Consider the following 15,424-nt stretch of genomic DNA (forward strand, 5'->3'; position numbering starts at 1 on the left):
TATCTGCGAAAGCCTCTCGAGCAGTGGCGCGCTCATCAGCACGACCGCGCGGAGAGCAGCAAATCCGGTAGTCGCTGGTGTGGTCAGACGTCATCCTGACTGGCCATCGAAAACGGATCCGAATCGAACGTGTCACTCGCCCCGGCAGGAAGGGCCACGAAGGTGTTGACCCAGCGCTCCAGACTCATTCCCTTGGCAGCCTCCAAGCCCGCGAGCCCATGGGCGTGCAAGATCTCGCTTGCGGCCGACTCCATGTTGTACACGCGATGCTGGGCGTCCTTCTTGGAATCCTTGGGCCACGCGCGGCGGTAGGCCCTTCGGCCGGAGCGCAGGACCGCCTTCTCATCAGTCACCCGGAAGTCCCACCGACCGACAAAGGCAAGCATGTCAACTGGTTCGCCCTCGCCGTGGTCGTCCTCGAAGTCGCTCTCGGAATCGGAATCCTCCGTATCGAGGGCGAGCGGGAAGGAGCCACACCAGTCGAACTCCGCGTCGTTTAACGCGCCGGCGGCGGCCGTCAGTTGCCTGGCCGAGCCGATGTACGCGGCCATCTCCCGTTGATGGCCAGACCGGTCAAGGTTCAGTTGCGGGTGAGCTCGTAGAGCGTCGATGAGGGCTTCTGCCGCGTCCTCGTAGGATCGTCTCGCTTTCTTGGTCCACTGCGTCTCAACGTCGTCGTTATCCACGTTGCGGACGTTACCTGTCAGCCCACAGCATGGTCATGCACGTCCTCAAATCGGCATCGACCGTGTCAACGGACCGGTCCGACTGTGACTACCGATGCTGAACAGGGCGTGAGCGCACCGGCCCCGACGTTGCCGGCCGCGGAAGATGCGGCACAGTGGCGGTCATGACCCCAGATCTGGATGAACGGTTACGAGGGTCTGGCAATCTGGGCGTCGAGGCCCTGACGGACCTCGGTTGTGAGCTGGCTGAGGGTGGCCGGCTGGTTGAGGCCGAGGGCTGCTTTCGTCGGGCATCGGAGAACGGCTCGGCCAGGGCGTCGTTAAATTTGGGCAACTGCCTCGCCGAGCAACAGCGATGGCTTGAGGCCGTGACCGCTTTCGAAATCGCCATCAGCCGCGGTGACAGCGAAGCGTGGGTGAACCTCGGTTGGGTCCTCCACGAGCTCGGTGACCTGGCTGGCGAGATCCGGGCGTACCAGAGCGCCGAGGCAGCCGGGGAGAGTGGCGGCCCGCTCGGACTGGCGTTCGCTCTGCGGGAGCAAGGTGACCGGGACGCGGCCCTGGCCGCGGCGCAACGCTCTGCTGCGGCAGGAGACGAGACCGGCGCCGCTGTCGTCGCGTGCTGGCAATGGTGCACCTCGTTCGACCCCAGTTTGGAGCCTGCTCTGCGAGCAGGGGCAGAGCACTTCCCCTCCGCCCGGGCCGATCTCGCGGACTTGCTGATCGCGACAGGCCGTGTCGAGGAAGCCCGCCAGGTCCTCGAACATGGCATGAGTCTGGGCGAGCTCGAGAGCATGCTGCCTCTGGGCAACCTCTACGCCGACGTGCTCGACGATAAGGACGCCGCCCAGACGGCCTATCTCGCCGGCGCCGCCCTCGGAGATGCTCATTCACACCACAACCTCGCCGTCCTTCTCGATGAGAACGGTGACCTAGCAGGCGCGGAGCGACACTATCGGGCTGCGATCGAGGGTGGAGACTCGCTAGCTGTCGGCGCCCTGCGCGACCTTCTAGGAGACTAGAGCCCGAGTGCAGGCCGGTGAAAAACGTCACGAACGGACCCAAGTTCAACGTCTGCACATCGGCATTATGTGCGTGAATTGAGCCAAGGCGAGCGACCTCCACCGATGCCATCCGACGGGTCCAGTTCTGAGTCTGCCGTCTCAGTCTCAGTGCTTCGTCGAGTTCTGGGTTCTCAGTTGGCCGCCGATGTGCGACCAGCGAGAGCGGCCGCCGCTCGGACGAGCTCGCGGAAGGCTCGACGGTCCAGGTCAAGGTCGGCGGTGACCTTGACGGTGAGCATCCGCTCGTTGTTGCTGGATGCGAACAGCAGAGCGGGATCAGGCAGCTCGCGGCCGCGGAAGAAGTACACGTTGACCCAGTCGTTCGCGCAGAACCACTTCGTGACCGCGGCACCGGCATGGCTGAAGTAGGGCTGCCCCCACTTCAGGTGCTCAGCGAGACCGGGTGTGGCGCGGGTGTCGGTCAGCAGCCGAGCACAGGCCTCCCGCTGCCAGCCCTGCGCGAGCGCGGCCACGAAGTGATCGACATCGGTTTGGCTGGCGCCCGCTTCAACCACGGCTGCCTCCTGACGCTCAGGGCCGAGCGGTGGTCGTTCGGGTGGGCTTGGGCGTCTTCGACCTAGTCGTCGTCATGGAGGTGGAGGTGGAGGTGACGGGTGTCCGGCGGGACGTGCTGGGCGCGGCCGTGCCGCCGGTGGAGCCGGGAACGCCGGCCGGGCCGTCGGGCTGGACCGTTCGCGTCGGCCATGGCGGTGGCACGGAGTCGACGGTGTCTTGGTCTGAGCACGCGGCCGCGAGGGTGATGGTCGCGGTGATGGCGACGACCCCGGCGGCTCTGAGCCAGGTCGTCCGGCTCGGCTTGCCGTTCACTTGTCGATGTCCCCGACGACGAAGAACATCGAGCCCAGGATGGCGACCATGTCGGAGATCAGCTGGCCGGGAAGCATCTCGGCGAGCACCGACACATTGTTGAACGAGGCTGACCGCAGCTTCAGCCGCCAGGGAGTCTTGTCGCCCCGCGAGACCAGGTAGTAGCCGTTGAGGCCGAGGGGGTTCTCGGTGGCGCAGTAGATCTGGCCCTCCGGCACCTTGACCACCTTGGGCAGCTTGACGTTGATCGGCCCCTGCGGCAGACCCCGCAGTCGCTCGACACAGGCCTGCGCGAGGTCGAGGCTGACGTGCACCTGCTCGAGCAGCACCTCGAGACGAGAGAGGCAGTCGCCGGCCGAACGAGTCACCACCCGGCCGGGGCCACCCTCGCAGAACAGCTCAGCGTAGGCGAGGTAGGGAGCATCGCGGCGCAGGTCGAGGTCGAGGCCGCTGGCGCGCGCGATCGGGCCGGAGACCCCGAAGGCCAACACCTTCTCCCTCGGCAGCACCCCGACCTGCCGGGTGCGGGCCTCGAGGATCTCGTTGCCGACGATGAGGCGTTCGAGGTCGGGGATGCGCTTGCGCACGTCGGCGATGGTCGTCTCGACCCGGGTGAGCCAGCCGGCGGGCAGGTCTTCCTTGAGGCCGCCGACGCGGTTGAACATGTAGTGCATCCGGCCACCGGAGATCTCCTCCATCACGGCCTGCAGCTCCTCGCGCTCACGGAACGCGTGGAAGATCGGCGTGATGGCGCCGAGCTCGAGCGGGTAGGAGCCGAGGAACATCAGGTGGTTGAGCACCCGGTTCAGCTCGGCCAGCAGGGTGCGGGCCCAGACCGCACGGGTCGGCACCTCCATGCCGAGCATCTGCTCGACGCCGAGCACGACGCCGAGCTCGTTGCTGAAGGCGCTGAGCCAGTCATGACGGTTCGCCAGAACGATGATCTGCCGGTAGTCGCGCACCTCGAAGAGCTTCTCGGCGCCCCGGTGCATGTAGCCGATGATCGGCTCCGCGGTCACGATGCGCTCGCCGTCGACGACGATGCGCAGCCGCAGCACCCCGTGGGTGGCCGGATGTTGAGGGCCGATGTTGAGCACCATGTCGGCCGTCGCGAGCCCGCCTGCGCCGATGCCGACCGTCAGGGCGCGCTCGGTTCCGGAACGGGCCTCAGCGGTCGTCTCGGTCATAGGCCGAGTATGCCGTGTGTACCTGCCCGCGCCGCGCGCGAGTGGGGCAGAGTGTTCCCGTGACGACATCGCTCGACCTCCACGATCCCGCCTTCGTGGCCGACCCCTATCCCGGCCTGGCGCAGGCCCGGGAGCAAGCCCCCATCGTGTGGCACGAGGGCCTCGGTCAGTGGGTGACCACCACCCACCGGGCCGCCAGTGACGTGCTGCGCAACCGCCGGTTGGGCCGCATCTTCCACGAACGCTCGACCTCAGCCGATGACCCGTGGACCGTGTTCGACTGGCTGCACGCCGACTCGATCCTCGACTCGGAGCCGCCCAAGCACACCAGACTGCGCCGGCTTGTGGCCGGAGCCTTCGCGCGCGGCCATGTGGCCCGGCTCCAGCCACGGGTCGAGCAGATCGCCGCGAGCCTGCTCGAGGAGGTGGTGGCCCGGTTCGAGCGTGACGGGCAGGTCGATGTCATCGAGACGTTCGCCGAGCCGCTGCCCGTGCTGGTCATCTGTGAGCTGCTGGGGGCGCCCACCGACGACTGGAAGCAGCTGCGTGACTGGAGCCAGGCCATCGTCAAGATGTACGAGCTCGATCCGTCACCTGAGTCTCAGCGCGAGGCGCAGCGAGCGTGTGACGGCTTCGCCACCTGGGTCGAGAGTCTCGCGGCGGATCGTCGTGAGCATCCCGGCGACGACCTGCTCACCTCGCTGGTCGAGGCCCGCTACGGCAGCGACCGGCTGTCGGCTCGAGAGCTGGTCGCCACGGTCGTGCTGCTGCTCAACGCCGGCCACGAGGCCAGCGTCAACGGCTTCGGCAACGGCCTCGGGTCACTGCTGTCGAGCCCCAAGCAACGCGATGCCGTGATAGCCGGTCTCGACGACGACGCCGTGGTCGCGCGACTGGTCGAGGAGATGCTGCGTCACGACTCGCCCCTGCACCTGTTCGAGCGCACCGCCACCAGCGACGTCGACCTGCACGGCGTCACGATCAGGGCCGGGCAGAAGGTCTGCGCCCTGCTCGGGGCTGCGAACCGCGACCCGGCCGTGTTCGACGCGCCTGACGAGTTCCGGGCCGACCGTGAGCCCAACCCGCACCTGGCGTTCGGCCTCGGCATCCACTTCTGTCTCGGTGCCCCGCTGGCGCGCATGGAGCTGGCGGTGAGTGTGCGGGCACTGCTGCGGGCGCTGGGCCCCGTCGAGGTGGTCGAGGCGCAACGCCGCCCGACGTTCGTGCTGCGAGGCTACGAACGGCTGGTCGTCGCAGCCGAAGGGGGCCGTCGATGAGCGAGCTCACCCCCTACATCTGCGTCTCCGACGGGCGGGCCGCCATGGCCTGGTACCGCGATGTGCTGGGCGCCGAGATCGTCTATGAGCCGATCGAGATGCCCGACGGACGCATCGGGCACGTCGAGCTGGCCATCGACGGCGCCCGGTTCATGATGTCCGACGAGTTCGCCGACGCCGGCGTTGCGGCACCCGACCCGAGCCGCGGCAACGACGTCGGCCTGCACCTGTCGGTTCGAGACGTCGACGCCATCGCCGCCGGCGTCGTCGCGTCTGGGGTGGCGCTCGACCGGGGCCCGGAGGACAGCCCCCCGGCCGGTCGGGTCGCGGTGTTCCACGACCCCTTCGGGCACCGCTGGTTTCTCAACCAGCCGCTCGAGCAGCCCCTCGACTAAGGGAGCCCCAAGCTCAGACGAAGTCAGACGAGCTCAGACGAACTCACTGCTGACGACGCCCGCGGAGCACGAGGAACGCCCCGACCGCGATCACGACGAGCACGCCGATGACGCTGAGCAGCACCGGCACGAGTGACGAGCCCTCGTTCGCGACCGGGTTGGAGGTGGAGGCAGAGGCGCCCGCCACCGTGCTCGTCGCCGCGGTGGCAGGCAGGGTTGTGGGCGGGGTGCTGGTCGCTGGGGTGGGAGCGGCAGGGGAGCCGTCAGCCCCGGCGCTGGCCTCGAACGAGAAGGTTCCCGTCACCGGGTGACCGTCGTCGGAGGTGACCCGGTAGGTGACGGTGTAGCTTCCCGCGGGCGCGGTGGGCGAGACGGCCTGAACGAGTGTGCTGCCCTCGATGGTGGGCTTGCCGGTGGCAACGTCACCGGTGGGTCCCTTGACGATCACTTGGGTGCCGATGGCGAGCGGTGGTTCCGAGAACTGCAGGCTGACCGTCGACGGCATCCCCGCCAGGGTGGTGCCGTCGGCCGGTGTCGTCTTCTGGAGGACGTCGTGCGCCGACGCGAGGCTCGGCAGGGCGAGGGCGATCACGGCGAGGAGAAGCAGAGAGAAGAGCGAGGTGACGAAGCGGCGCATGAGCTCAGGCTACGTCGCCACCGGATACCGGCTCGATGGCCCACCAGAAGGCGCCGTAGCCGTCAGGGTCGATGAGGGCGGCCTCGGCCGAACACCTCTCCAGCTCGCGGAGGTAGGCGAGCGGATCGGCAGCGGCGAGCCTGTGGTCAGGCAGTCGCCCCTCCACCCCGAGCTCGCGCAGCACGTCGCGCTGGAGACCGACACGGTGGGCCCCTAGGGTGTCGACCGCCACGTGCGCCGTGATGTCGCACGACCCGTCGGGCACCGGGTCGACCTGCCGCCCGGACGCGTAGGCCACGAGCGTGCCCTCGGGGGGGCGGGTGACCCGGGTGTGCCCGTAGTCGACGGCGACGACGATGCCGGACGCGACCCGGTCGCGCAGCCCGAGCCAGGCCTCGTCGCGCGAAGCGCCGACCTCGACCCGGTCGCCGGCTCGGCTGACGGGCCAGTTCGACTGGCACCAGGCCAGCTCGGGCGGGTCGAGCGGCCCGCCCAACGACTCACGGCCGGATGCCGGGTCGACCAGCACCGTGCGCAGCCGGTCGTGTTCATCGACCTGCGCCACGACACAGGGCACGACGTCGAGCCACTCGTGCGCGATCACCAACGCGTCGGTGAGGCCCCTGAGCTGGGCGGGCAGGTCGCTACCGCCCGGGGAGCGCACCCACTCGACGGCTTCATCCAGGCCGTCGGGGCGGTCGACGACGTCGACCGCCACCACCCGGGTGGCCGCCCGTCCCGGGCCAGTGGCCACCTCTTGGCGAGTAGCGTCCTGCTTCGGTCGAGTGGCCACTTCCGTTCGCGGGGTTGCTCGCTCAGGCACCGGCACGGCGGACAGGGCGGACAGGGCGGCCAGCAGGTGAGTCGCCAGCTCGCCCCGGCCCGCTCCGACATCGACGACGACGGCGGGCGGGGCGGCGTGGGACCTCATCCAGAGGCGGAGCAGGGCCGTTGCGAGCACCGCTCCCGTAGGGCCGTGTGTGGCCGTGCTGAAGTGGGCCGCCGGCCCTCCGGCGGCACGGTAGAAGCCCCGGTCGGCGCCGTACAACGCCTCGTGCCAGGCCTCGCGCCAGGGGCGGAGCAACGGAAGAGGATCCACGGCGACCGACTGTAGGCGATAGCGTTCAGCACGTGACCAGCCCGCTCGACCGTCCTGCCCGCTTCGACGTCGGCATCGTCGGCGCGGGCCGGGTCGGCGCCACCCTCGGAGCGGCCCTCGCCCGGGCGGGGCACCGGGTCACAGGCGTGTCGGCCGTGAGCGAGGCCAGCCTGGCCCGGGCCGACGCGATGCTGCCGGGGGTGCCGGTGCGCACCGTGCCGGAGGTCGTCGACGGTGCCCATCTCGTGCTGCTGGCCGTGCCCGACGACGCGCTGGCCGAGCTCATCGCTGGCCTCGCCGCCACTGAGACCTTCACCCCGGGCCAGCTGGTGGTACACACCTCGGGCGCCCACGGCATCGCGGTGTTCGAGTCGGCCGCCGACACCCAGATCATGCCCCTGGCCCTGCACCCGGTGATGACCTTCACCGGCACGGCCATCGACCTCGACCGCCTCCAGGACTGTTGCTTCGGCGTCACCACGGTCGACCTGGCCCGCCCCTTGGCCGAGGCGCTCGTCATCGAGATGGGCGGCGAACCGGTGTGGGTGCCGGAGCGGCAGCGGGTGACCTACCACGCCGGGTTGGCGCACGGCGCCAACCACCTTGTGACCCTGGTGGCCGAGTCGATGCAGCTGCTCGAGACGGCGGGCATCGACGATCCCGCACGGCTGCTCGAGCCGTTGCTGTCGGCCGCGCTCGCGGGCGCCCTTCAGCAGGGGGATGCCGCTCTCACCGGCCCGGTGGCCCGGGGTGATGCCGGTACCGTGGCCGAGCACGTGCGGGTGCTGGGTCAGGTGGCCCCCGACATCCTGCCCACCTATCTGGCCCTGGCCCGCGCGACGGCGCAGCGGGCCCTGCTGAGCGGTCGGCTCAAGGCGTCGACGGCGCAGCCTCTGCTCGAGCTGCTCGCCCACCAGGAGGAGAACCCGTGACCGACGAACCCGCCCGACCTGACGGCACGGCATCCGGCCCGGTCGTGGTGCGCAGTCGCGACGAGCTCTTCGCGGCCCGCTCCGCCCTCGGCGACGGCGACGTCGCGGTCGTCATGACGATGGGGGCGCTGCACGAGGGCCACGCCACACTCATTCAGACGGCCCGCGCAGCGCACGCGAACGTCATCGTGACGATCTTTCTCAACCCGCTGCAGTTCGGCCCCAAAGAAGACCTCTCGCTCTACCCTCGCACCTTCGACGGCGACCTGCGGATCTGCTCGGATGCCGGTGTCGACCTCGTCTTCGCCCCCACCCCCGACGTCATCTACCCCGACGGCGACCCGGCGGTTCGGGTGTCGGCGGGCCCTCTCGGCGACGTGCTCGAGGGGCAGTCACGACCGGGACACTTCGACGGCATGCTGACCGTCGTGGCCAAGCTGATGCACCTGACCCGTTGCGACGCAGCGTATTTCGGTCAGAAGGACGCCCAGCAGCTGCTGCTCATCCGGCGAATGTGCCGCGACCTCGACTTCCCAGTGCGGGTCGTGGCGGTGCCCACTGTTCGCGAGCCCGACGGCTTGGCGATGTCGAGTCGCAACACCTACCTGACCGAGTCCGACCGCGAGACCGCGGCCTGCCTGTCGGCCGCCCTGCGCGCCGGAGCCGCGGCGGCAGCCGACGGGCCATCGGCCGTGCGCCGGGCCGCGCGGGCCGTGCTCGTGCGTGAACCGCTCGCGCTCGTCGACTACCTGGTGCTGGTGCACCCTGACACGTTGGTCGACGTGCCCGAGTGGTATCGCGGTGAGGCACTCTTGGCGGTCGCCGGCCGGGTCGGAACGACCCGCCTCATTGACAACCTGCCACTGCTGCTCGGCCCCGGGGGCAGTGCCCTCGAGGTGTTGACCGTCGCATGAGACCGAAGGGACACCCTGTGCCGAGCACCCCGCCCGACCCAGCAGCGATTCACCCAGCACCGGTTCACCCAACACCGGTTGACACCCCACCGACCGGCATCCGGATACCGCGACGCCTGCGGTCTCGCGAGCCCGGCTGGACCACGACCGCCGACGTCATCGTCGTCGGCTCCGGCGTGGCTGGGCTGACCACGGCGCTGCGCCTGCGACGGCGCGTGGCCCGGGTGCTGCTCGTGACCAAGACGGTGCTCGACGAGGGGTCCACGGCGTGGGCCCAGGGCGGTATCGCCGCGGTCATGTCGCCCGAGGACAGCGCGGCCGAGCACGTGATCGACACGCTGGTCGCGGGCGTGGGCCTGTGTGACATCGAGGCCGTCGAGACGCTCGTGCGTGAGGGCACGGATGCCGTGTGGGACCTCATCGCGCTCGGCGCCGAGTTCGACCGGGGCGACACGGGTCAGATCTCGTTGACGCGCGAAGGCGGCCACCATCGCGACCGCATCCTGCACGCCGGTGGAGATGCCACCGGCAAGGAGATCTCACGGGCCCTCATCGCGGCGCTCAAGCGCGTGCAGGACGACCCCGGCATCGAGGTCATCGAACACGCCCTCGTGGTCGACCTGCTGACCGACGCCGCGAGCCGGGTCTGCGGCGTCACCCTCCACGTCATCGGGGAGGGCCAGGTCGACGGGGTCGGCGCCGCGCACGCCCGCGCGGTCGTGCTCGCCACGGGGGGCCTCGGCCAGATCTACGCATCGACGACGAACCCGCCGGTGGCGACCGGCGATGGGATGGCGGCGGCCCTGCGAGCCGGGGCCACCCTCGCCGACCTCGAGTTCGTGCAGTTCCACCCGACCGTGCTCTGGCTGGGCGAGGGCTCGCTCGGTCAGCAGCCGTTGATCTCGGAGGCGGTGCGGGGTGAGGGGGCCTTTCTCGTCGACGGCGAGGGGGTGGCGTTCATGCAGGGCCAGCACCCGCTGGCCGATCTCGCCCCCCGTGACGTCGTGGCCCGCGCGATCCTGCGCCGGATGCGCGAGACCGGCACCGACCACGTGTTCCTCGACTGTCGTCATCTCGGGGCGGAGTTTCTCGAGCGCCGGTTCCCCTCGATCGTGGACCGGTGTCGAGAGCTCGGGTTCGACCCCGCCACCGAGCTGCTGCCCGTGGCGCCGGCTCAGCACTACGCCAGCGGCGGCGTGAAGACCGATCTTCGGGGTCGGTCTTCGCTCGAGGGGCTCTACGCCTGCGGTGAGACCTCGTGCACCGGTGTGCACGGAGCCAACCGGCTGGCCAGCAACTCGCTGCTCGAAGGCCTGGTGTTCGCGCGCCGCATCGCCGATGACCTCACCGCTCGGCTCACGGCCGGAGAGCTGCCCGAGACCGCGCCGGTCGACCCGGGTGGCGACCGGGAGCTGCTCCGACCCAAGCGACGGCTCACGGTGCAGCGCGCCATGACCGCCGGGTCGGGAACGGTGCGTTCGGCGGCATCCCTCGACGCGACCGAGCTCGCGTTGGCCGCCCTGAGCGTCCGCGCGGCTGACGGTGACGGGGGGCGCAAGGGCGGCCCGAAGAGCTGGGAGACGACCAACCTGCTGCACCTGGGCCATGCTCTGACCCGGGCCGCGTTGCTGCGTGAGGAGACCCGGGGCGGCCATGTGCGAGAAGACTTTCCGGACCGAGACGACGCCCGGTTCCTGCATCACGTGCTGCTGTCGCGTTCGACCACCGGTGAGCTGATGACCCGGGTGCTCGAGGTGCCTCCCGAGAACCTGGTCGGTCTCGATCTCGACCAGGCCGCTGACCCGCGACGAGAGACGGTGGGCCAGGAGTGAGCGACGTGGATGCCGTGAACGCGCGGCCGGGCGCTGACGGCCTCGAGGGTTTTCCCGAACGCCAGGCGCGTGACCTCATCCGGGTCGCGTTGCTCGAAGACCTCGGCCCCGACGGTGTCGACGTCACGACCATGGCCACGATCCCGGCCCAGCAGGAGCGGGTCGCCGAGATCGTGGCGCGGGCGCCCGGCGTGGTCGCAGGCGTGCCCGTCATCGCCCTGACACTCGCTGCCGTGGCGGAGACGATCGGCGGCGAGATGCCGTCGGTCGAGGTGGTCGCCGGTGACGGCACCCGGCTGAACCGCGGAGATGTCATCGCGCGCCTGTCGGGTCAGGCCCGGGTCATCCTCGTCGCCGAACGCACCATCCTCAACATCATCAGCCGGTTGTCGGGAGTGGCGACCCACACGCGTCGCTGGGCCGACGCCCTCGACGGCACCTCGACCATGGTGCTCGACACCCGCAAGACGACACCGGGGATGCGCTGGCTGGAGAAGTACGCAGTGCGCACCGGCGGCGGCACCAACAAGCGGATGGGCCTCTACGACGTCGCCATGATCAAGGACAACCACAAGATCGCAGCCGGGTCGGTCGCCGGGGCCTACGACCTGGTTCGGAGCGCCTACCCGAACGTGACCGTTCAGGTCGAGGTGACGACCGCGGAAGAGGCGCAGGAGGCCTACGCGGCCGGTGCGCGCTTCATCATGTGCGACAACATGGCTCCCCAGCTGCTCGCCGAGACGGTCGAGCTGCTCCGCGCCGCAGGCGAACCCGTCGAGATCGAGGCCACCGGCGGGCTGACTCTCGAGGTCGTCAGGGAGTACGCCGACACCGGGGTCGACTACGTCTCGGTCGGTGGGCTGACCCACAGCAGCCCCATCGTCGACATCGCCCTCGACCTGACCGACTGACCGACTGACTGATCGACTGGCTGACTGCACCCAGCGGTGTCAGAAGCGGCGGTGCCAGAGGTTGACGGCGTAGTCGACCCCGGTGGCGTCGGGGAACTCCTCGAGGATGAGGTCGGCGTGCTCGGGGGCGAACTCGATGGCGACCACGGCCTCGAAGTCGGCTCGGGTGTCGAAGGTCCACCGGATGTCGAGCCGCTCACGCTGCCAGCCCTGCCGGCCCCAGAAGCGCTCGACGGCCCGCGGGTCATAATGTGGCAGCGCTCGGCGGAACCACCGCCCGAACGTCGAACGGGTGGCGTCGTTGTCGATGACGAACGCGGCCCCACCCGGACGCATGACCCGGGCGAGCTCGGCGAGGCCGGGCTCGCAGCCGGGCCCGAAGAAGTACGACCATCTCGCGTGGGCGAGGTCGAAGGAGTCGTCGGCCACGCCGATGGCAGCGGCGCCCTCCTCACGCACCGAGCACGACGGCATCCGCGAGACCCGTTCTGCCGCAAGGGCCGACAGCGGGGGATGCGGTTCGACACCGACCACGGAGCGCGCCTCTCGAGCGAACACCGGCAGGTGGAAGCCGGTTCCGCAGCCGATGTCGACGACGTCGAGCCCCGACCAGTCGAGCACCGACCTCATCGCCGCCTCGATGACACCCTCACGGTCGACGCCGCGGTTCTCGACCTCGTAGACGTCGGGGCTCTCCCAGATGTTGGGGGAGGGGATGATCTCGTTCACGCCGTCGTCACCTGCCCTCACTTCGACTTCTGGGCCTCGATCGTGGCGGGGTGAACGAGCAGGGGCAACAGCTTTCGCACGCCGCGGGCCCGCACCGCCTTCACCTGCGCGAGGTGGGCCTCGGCACGAATCGCCAGCTGTTCGTAGGCTGCTGCACCCATCAGCTCGACGAGCTCGGGCCGGTTGGAACGGTAGACCGGCTCGCGGCCGACGTGCGCCTCAGAGTTTCCCGAGCAGTACCAGTCGAGGTCGTGCCCGCCCGGCCCCCAGCCGCGACGGTCGTACTCGGTGATCGTCACCTCGAGGTAGCTCGTGTCGTCGGGCAGCTCGACGGTGCGGAAGGTGCGCCGGATCGGCAGCTGCCAGCAGACGTCGGGCTTGAGGGTCAGCGGCTGCACGCCGGTGAGCACGGCGTGCTGGTGCAGCGAGCAGCCGGCGCCGGCCGGAAAGCCCGGTCGGTTGAGGAAGATGCAGGCGCCGTCGACGACCTTCGTCTTGTGCGCTCCGTCCTCCTTCTCGGTCCAGTCCTTGCGGCCACCGGTGGCGGTGCCGACCGCGTGGTACTGCCACTCGTCGTCGCCGAGCTCTGCGACAGCAGCCGCCACCCGCTTGAGGTCGTCCTTACCGGTGAAGTGAGCGCCGAGGGTGCAGCAGCCGTCGTCGGGACGGCCCTCGTAGATGCCGGCGCAGCCGCTTCCGAAGATGCAGGTCCAGCTGCTCGTCAGCCAGGTCAGGTCGCAGCGGTAGCGCTGTGCCGCATCGTCGGGATCGGTGAACTCGACCCAGACGCGAGGAAGATCCAGAGGTGCTTCGGCCACCGGCACACCTTATGCGCTCGTGGTTTCCGACCGTGCAGGCTCGCTCACGGAGTGGTCACGGGCGGTAGAATGGGCGCGGCGTCCAGGTCGCCACCGGTGCGCGGGAAGGGGCCCAGCCTCCCTGGCGGTGAGAACAGCAGGCCGACCTCCTTTCGGCCCGACCAGCGCACACCGGGCACGACGAGAGGAGGGCGTCATGGCCCTGTCCCTGCCCAACAACCCCGACCTCGAGCGGTTCCGTAGAGACGCTCGCCGGCTCCAGCGCGCCGTGCGAGCCGAGCAACCCGAGGCGTTCTCTCTGGTCGCCGCCCACCACCCCGGCGGAGTGCCCACCAGCGCCTCGGCGTTCACCCTGGCCGACGCCCAGCTCGTGGTCGCGAGATCGTACGGTCTGGCCAGCTGGCCGAAGCTGCGGGAGTTTCTCCGGCGGAGCGAGCCGATGCGACGAGACCCCACCGCGCTGTCTGCCGAAGTGGTCGAGGCTGACCCGGCTGCCGCCGTGCCGGCCCTGGCCTGCCTGGGCTACGACGAGAACGACGATCCGGCCCGGTGGGCTCGCGCAGCGCAGCTTCTCGAGCAGCATCCGGGGCTGGCGGCGCACGGCCTGGCCGTGGCGGCAGCGTCAGGCGATGCTGCTGCCGTGCGGGCCCACCTCGCCGCCGACCCGAGCAGCGCCCGTCGCGAGGTGGGCCCGTTCCGGTGGCCACCACTGCTCTACGTCGTCTACTCCCGGATGCCGCAGGCCGACGCGGTGGCGAGCGCTGGGCTGCTGCTGGCCGCCGGCGCCGACCCCGACAGTGGCTACCTCTGGCAGGGCTTACCCCCGCCCTTCACCGCGTTGACCGGCTGCTTCGGGGAGGGTGAGATGGGGCCGGGTCGTCAGCCCCGGCATCCACGCTGGCGCGAGCTGGCCCTGGTGCTGCTCGAGCACGGCGCCGACCCCAACGACCGACAGACGCTCTACAACCGGATGTTCGGTCGCGACGACAGTCACCTGCGGCTGCTTCTCGACCACGGTCTCGGCGAGTCGAGCAGCGAGGTGTGGGCCGGGCGCACGGGGGTGGCCGGCGAGACGGTCGAAGAGATGATGGGCCGGCAGCTGCGCTGGGCGCACGCCCACGGGTTCGCAGACCGGCTCTCCCTGCTCGAGCAGCACGGGTTCGCGCTCGAACCCGGCGACACCGCATCACCGTCGCGAAGAGTACCCCGCATCCACCGGGCCGCCACGGCAGCGGCTGTTCGGGGTGCCGTGGCCGCCGGCGCCGACGTCGACGCCCGGCACCACGGTCGTACCGCCCTGCACCAGGCCGCGTTGATGGGTGACCTCGAGGTCATCGCAGCCCTCCTCGATGCGGGCGCCGACCGGGCCGCCGTCGACAGCGAACACGGCACCACCCCCCTCGAATGGGCCCGGTGGGCCCGTCAAGCAGCCGCTGCCGAGCTCTTGCGAGACCCCCCGCACTACGGTGGCGCTCATGACGTCCCGTGACCGACAGCAGCCAGCCGGCACAGGCCGGCGCGGCCGGCGCCCGGGCGGCGACGACACGCGGGCGGCCATCATCGAGGCGGCCCGGGCGTCGTTCGCGGCCAAGGGCTACGACCGGGCGAGCCTGCGCGGCATCGCCCGTGATGCCGGGGTCGACCCCGCGCTCGTGCACCACTACTTCAAGGGCGGCAAGGCCGAGCTCTTCGTGGAGACCCTCGCGGTGCCGGTCAACCCCGCCGCTCTGGTCGACCGGATCCTTGCTGGTGATCCGGAGCGTCTGGGCTGGCGCCTCATCGAGACGTTCCTGACCGTCTGGGACCCGCCCGACCGGCGTGACAGCCTGGTCGCGCTGATCCGCTCGAGCATGACCAGCGACGACTCGGCGCGCATGCTGCGAGAGTTCCTTGGCCGCGAGGTGTTCGGTCGCATCGCGATGTCGGTGGGCGCCTCCGACCCCCTGCTGAGGGGTTCGCTCGCGGCCTCGCAGGTCATCGGCATGGCCGTCATGCGCTACGTCGTCAAGCTGCCGGCCCTCGCCGAGGCCTCCAACGAGCAGATCGTGGCTCGGCTCGGGCCGGTGCTGCAGCACTACTTGCTGGACAGCGAGATCGGCGAGCGCTAGATTTCAT

At 70.1% G+C, this 15,424-nt stretch carries 16 protein-coding genes; 9 read left to right on the forward strand and 7 right to left on the reverse strand.

Annotated elements, in window-relative coordinates:
- Positions 1-83: 83 nt before the first annotated feature.
- Positions 84-686: a hypothetical protein gene (locus BA895_RS01495; protein WP_139142463.1), complete on the reverse strand. Its 603-nt coding sequence runs from the start codon at positions 684-686 to the stop codon at positions 84-86.
- A gap of 164 nt (positions 687-850) precedes the next feature.
- On the opposite strand from BA895_RS01495, the gene BA895_RS01500 reads away from it, so the two are divergent.
- Positions 851-1,708 carry a tetratricopeptide repeat protein gene (locus BA895_RS01500; RefSeq protein ID WP_070190272.1) on the forward strand — a complete coding sequence of 286 codons (858 nt, stop codon included), beginning with the start codon at positions 851-853 and terminating at the stop codon, positions 1,706-1,708.
- 173 nt (positions 1,709-1,881) lie between these two features.
- Here the strand turns inward: BA895_RS01500 and BA895_RS01505 are convergent, their stop codons facing one another.
- Positions 1,882-2,265, reverse strand: a complete 384-nt coding sequence (locus BA895_RS01505) for a DUF1801 domain-containing protein (protein ID WP_070190080.1) — start codon at positions 2,263-2,265, stop codon at positions 1,882-1,884.
- 309 nt (positions 2,266-2,574) lie between these two features.
- On the reverse strand, positions 2,575-3,765 hold the full coding sequence (locus BA895_RS01515) for an NADH-quinone oxidoreductase subunit D (protein ID WP_070190082.1): 1,191 nt from the start codon (positions 3,763-3,765) through the stop codon (positions 2,575-2,577).
- A gap of 59 nt (positions 3,766-3,824) precedes the next feature.
- Here BA895_RS01515 and BA895_RS01520 point away from each other — a divergent pair, with 59 nt between their 5' ends.
- Positions 3,825-5,042, forward strand: a complete 1,218-nt coding sequence (locus BA895_RS01520; protein ID WP_070190083.1) for a cytochrome P450 — start codon at positions 3,825-3,827, stop codon at positions 5,040-5,042.
- Positions 5,039-5,437: a glyoxalase/bleomycin resistance/extradiol dioxygenase family protein gene (locus BA895_RS01525; protein WP_070190084.1), complete on the forward strand. Its 399-nt coding sequence runs from the start codon at positions 5,039-5,041 to the stop codon at positions 5,435-5,437. Before BA895_RS01520 ends, BA895_RS01525 begins: the two co-directional genes overlap by 4 nt.
- Before the next feature lie 43 nt (positions 5,438-5,480).
- On the opposite strand, the gene BA895_RS01530 is transcribed toward BA895_RS01525, so the two are convergent.
- Both BA895_RS01530 and BA895_RS01535 read right to left on the reverse strand, forming a co-directional pair.
- On the reverse strand, positions 5,481-6,074 hold the full coding sequence (locus tag BA895_RS01530; RefSeq protein ID WP_070190085.1) for a copper resistance CopC family protein: 594 nt from the start codon (positions 6,072-6,074) through the stop codon (positions 5,481-5,483).
- 4 nt (positions 6,075-6,078) lie between these two features.
- On the reverse strand, positions 6,079-7,173 hold the full coding sequence (locus tag BA895_RS01535) for an SAM-dependent methyltransferase (RefSeq protein ID WP_070190086.1): 1,095 nt from the start codon (positions 7,171-7,173) through the stop codon (positions 6,079-6,081).
- 32 nt (positions 7,174-7,205) lie between these two features.
- Here BA895_RS01535 and BA895_RS01540 point away from each other — a divergent pair, with 32 nt between their 5' ends.
- The 4 genes from BA895_RS01540 (at position 7,206) to nadC (ending at position 11,762) form a co-directional block, all read left to right on the forward strand.
- Positions 7,206-8,105: a Rossmann-like and DUF2520 domain-containing protein gene (locus BA895_RS01540; protein ID WP_070190087.1), complete on the forward strand. Its 900-nt coding sequence runs from the start codon at positions 7,206-7,208 to the stop codon at positions 8,103-8,105.
- On the forward strand, positions 8,102-9,019 hold the full coding sequence (gene panC / locus BA895_RS01545; protein WP_070190088.1) for a pantoate--beta-alanine ligase: 918 nt from the start codon (positions 8,102-8,104) through the stop codon (positions 9,017-9,019). Before BA895_RS01540 ends, panC begins: the two co-directional genes overlap by 4 nt.
- 98 nt (positions 9,020-9,117) lie before the next feature.
- A complete protein-coding gene (locus BA895_RS01550; RefSeq protein WP_254666280.1) occupies positions 9,118-10,851 on the forward strand; it encodes an L-aspartate oxidase in 1,734 nt (577 codons plus the stop codon).
- Between the two features lie 14 nt (positions 10,852-10,865).
- The gene (gene nadC, locus BA895_RS01555) at positions 10,866-11,762 is read left to right on the forward strand and encodes a carboxylating nicotinate-nucleotide diphosphorylase (protein ID WP_070190274.1); all 897 of its coding nucleotides are present in this window, start codon (positions 10,866-10,868) and stop codon (positions 11,760-11,762) included.
- A gap of 39 nt (positions 11,763-11,801) precedes the next feature.
- On the opposite strand, the gene BA895_RS01560 is transcribed toward nadC, so the two are convergent.
- On the reverse strand, positions 11,802-12,491 hold the full coding sequence (locus tag BA895_RS01560) for a class I SAM-dependent methyltransferase (protein WP_070190275.1): 690 nt from the start codon (positions 12,489-12,491) through the stop codon (positions 11,802-11,804).
- A gap of 17 nt (positions 12,492-12,508) precedes the next feature.
- Positions 12,509-13,309, reverse strand: coding sequence for a hypothetical protein (locus tag BA895_RS01565; RefSeq protein WP_070190276.1), 801 nt, complete (start codon positions 13,307-13,309; stop codon positions 12,509-12,511).
- Positions 13,310-13,505: 196 nt separating this feature from the next.
- On the opposite strand from BA895_RS01565, the gene BA895_RS01570 reads away from it, so the two are divergent.
- Positions 13,506-14,798, forward strand: coding sequence for an ankyrin repeat domain-containing protein (locus BA895_RS01570; protein ID WP_070190089.1), 1,293 nt, complete (start codon positions 13,506-13,508; stop codon positions 14,796-14,798).
- The gene (locus BA895_RS01575; protein ID WP_070190090.1) at positions 14,785-15,417 is read left to right on the forward strand and encodes a TetR family transcriptional regulator; all 633 of its coding nucleotides are present in this window, start codon (positions 14,785-14,787) and stop codon (positions 15,415-15,417) included. The genes BA895_RS01570 and BA895_RS01575 overlap by 14 nt, the downstream gene beginning before the upstream one ends.
- Positions 15,418-15,424 lie beyond the last annotated feature (7 nt).

This window comes from Humibacillus sp. DSM 29435 (assembly GCF_001758225.1).
Classification (GTDB): Bacteria; Actinomycetota; Actinomycetes; order Actinomycetales; family Dermatophilaceae; genus DSM-29435.

Bases quoted from the DNA above. Each gene is read 5' to 3' on its own strand.
- BA895_RS01500 (WP_070190272.1), top strand. From the start codon at position 851: ATGACCCCAGATCTGGATGAACGGTTACGAGGGTCTGGCAATCTGGGC.
- BA895_RS01515 (WP_070190082.1), bottom strand. From the start codon at position 3,765: ATGACCGAGACGACCGCTGAGGCCCGTTCCGGAACCGAGCGCGCCCTG.
- BA895_RS01525 (WP_070190084.1), top strand. From the start codon at position 5,039: ATGAGCGAGCTCACCCCCTACATCTGCGTCTCCGACGGGCGGGCCGCC.
- BA895_RS01530 (WP_070190085.1), bottom strand. From the start codon at position 6,074: ATGCGCCGCTTCGTCACCTCGCTCTTCTCTCTGCTTCTCCTCGCCGTG.
- BA895_RS01570 (WP_070190089.1), top strand. From the start codon at position 13,506: ATGGCCCTGTCCCTGCCCAACAACCCCGACCTCGAGCGGTTCCGTAGA.
- BA895_RS01575 (WP_070190090.1), top strand. From the start codon at position 14,785: ATGACGTCCCGTGACCGACAGCAGCCAGCCGGCACAGGCCGGCGCGGC.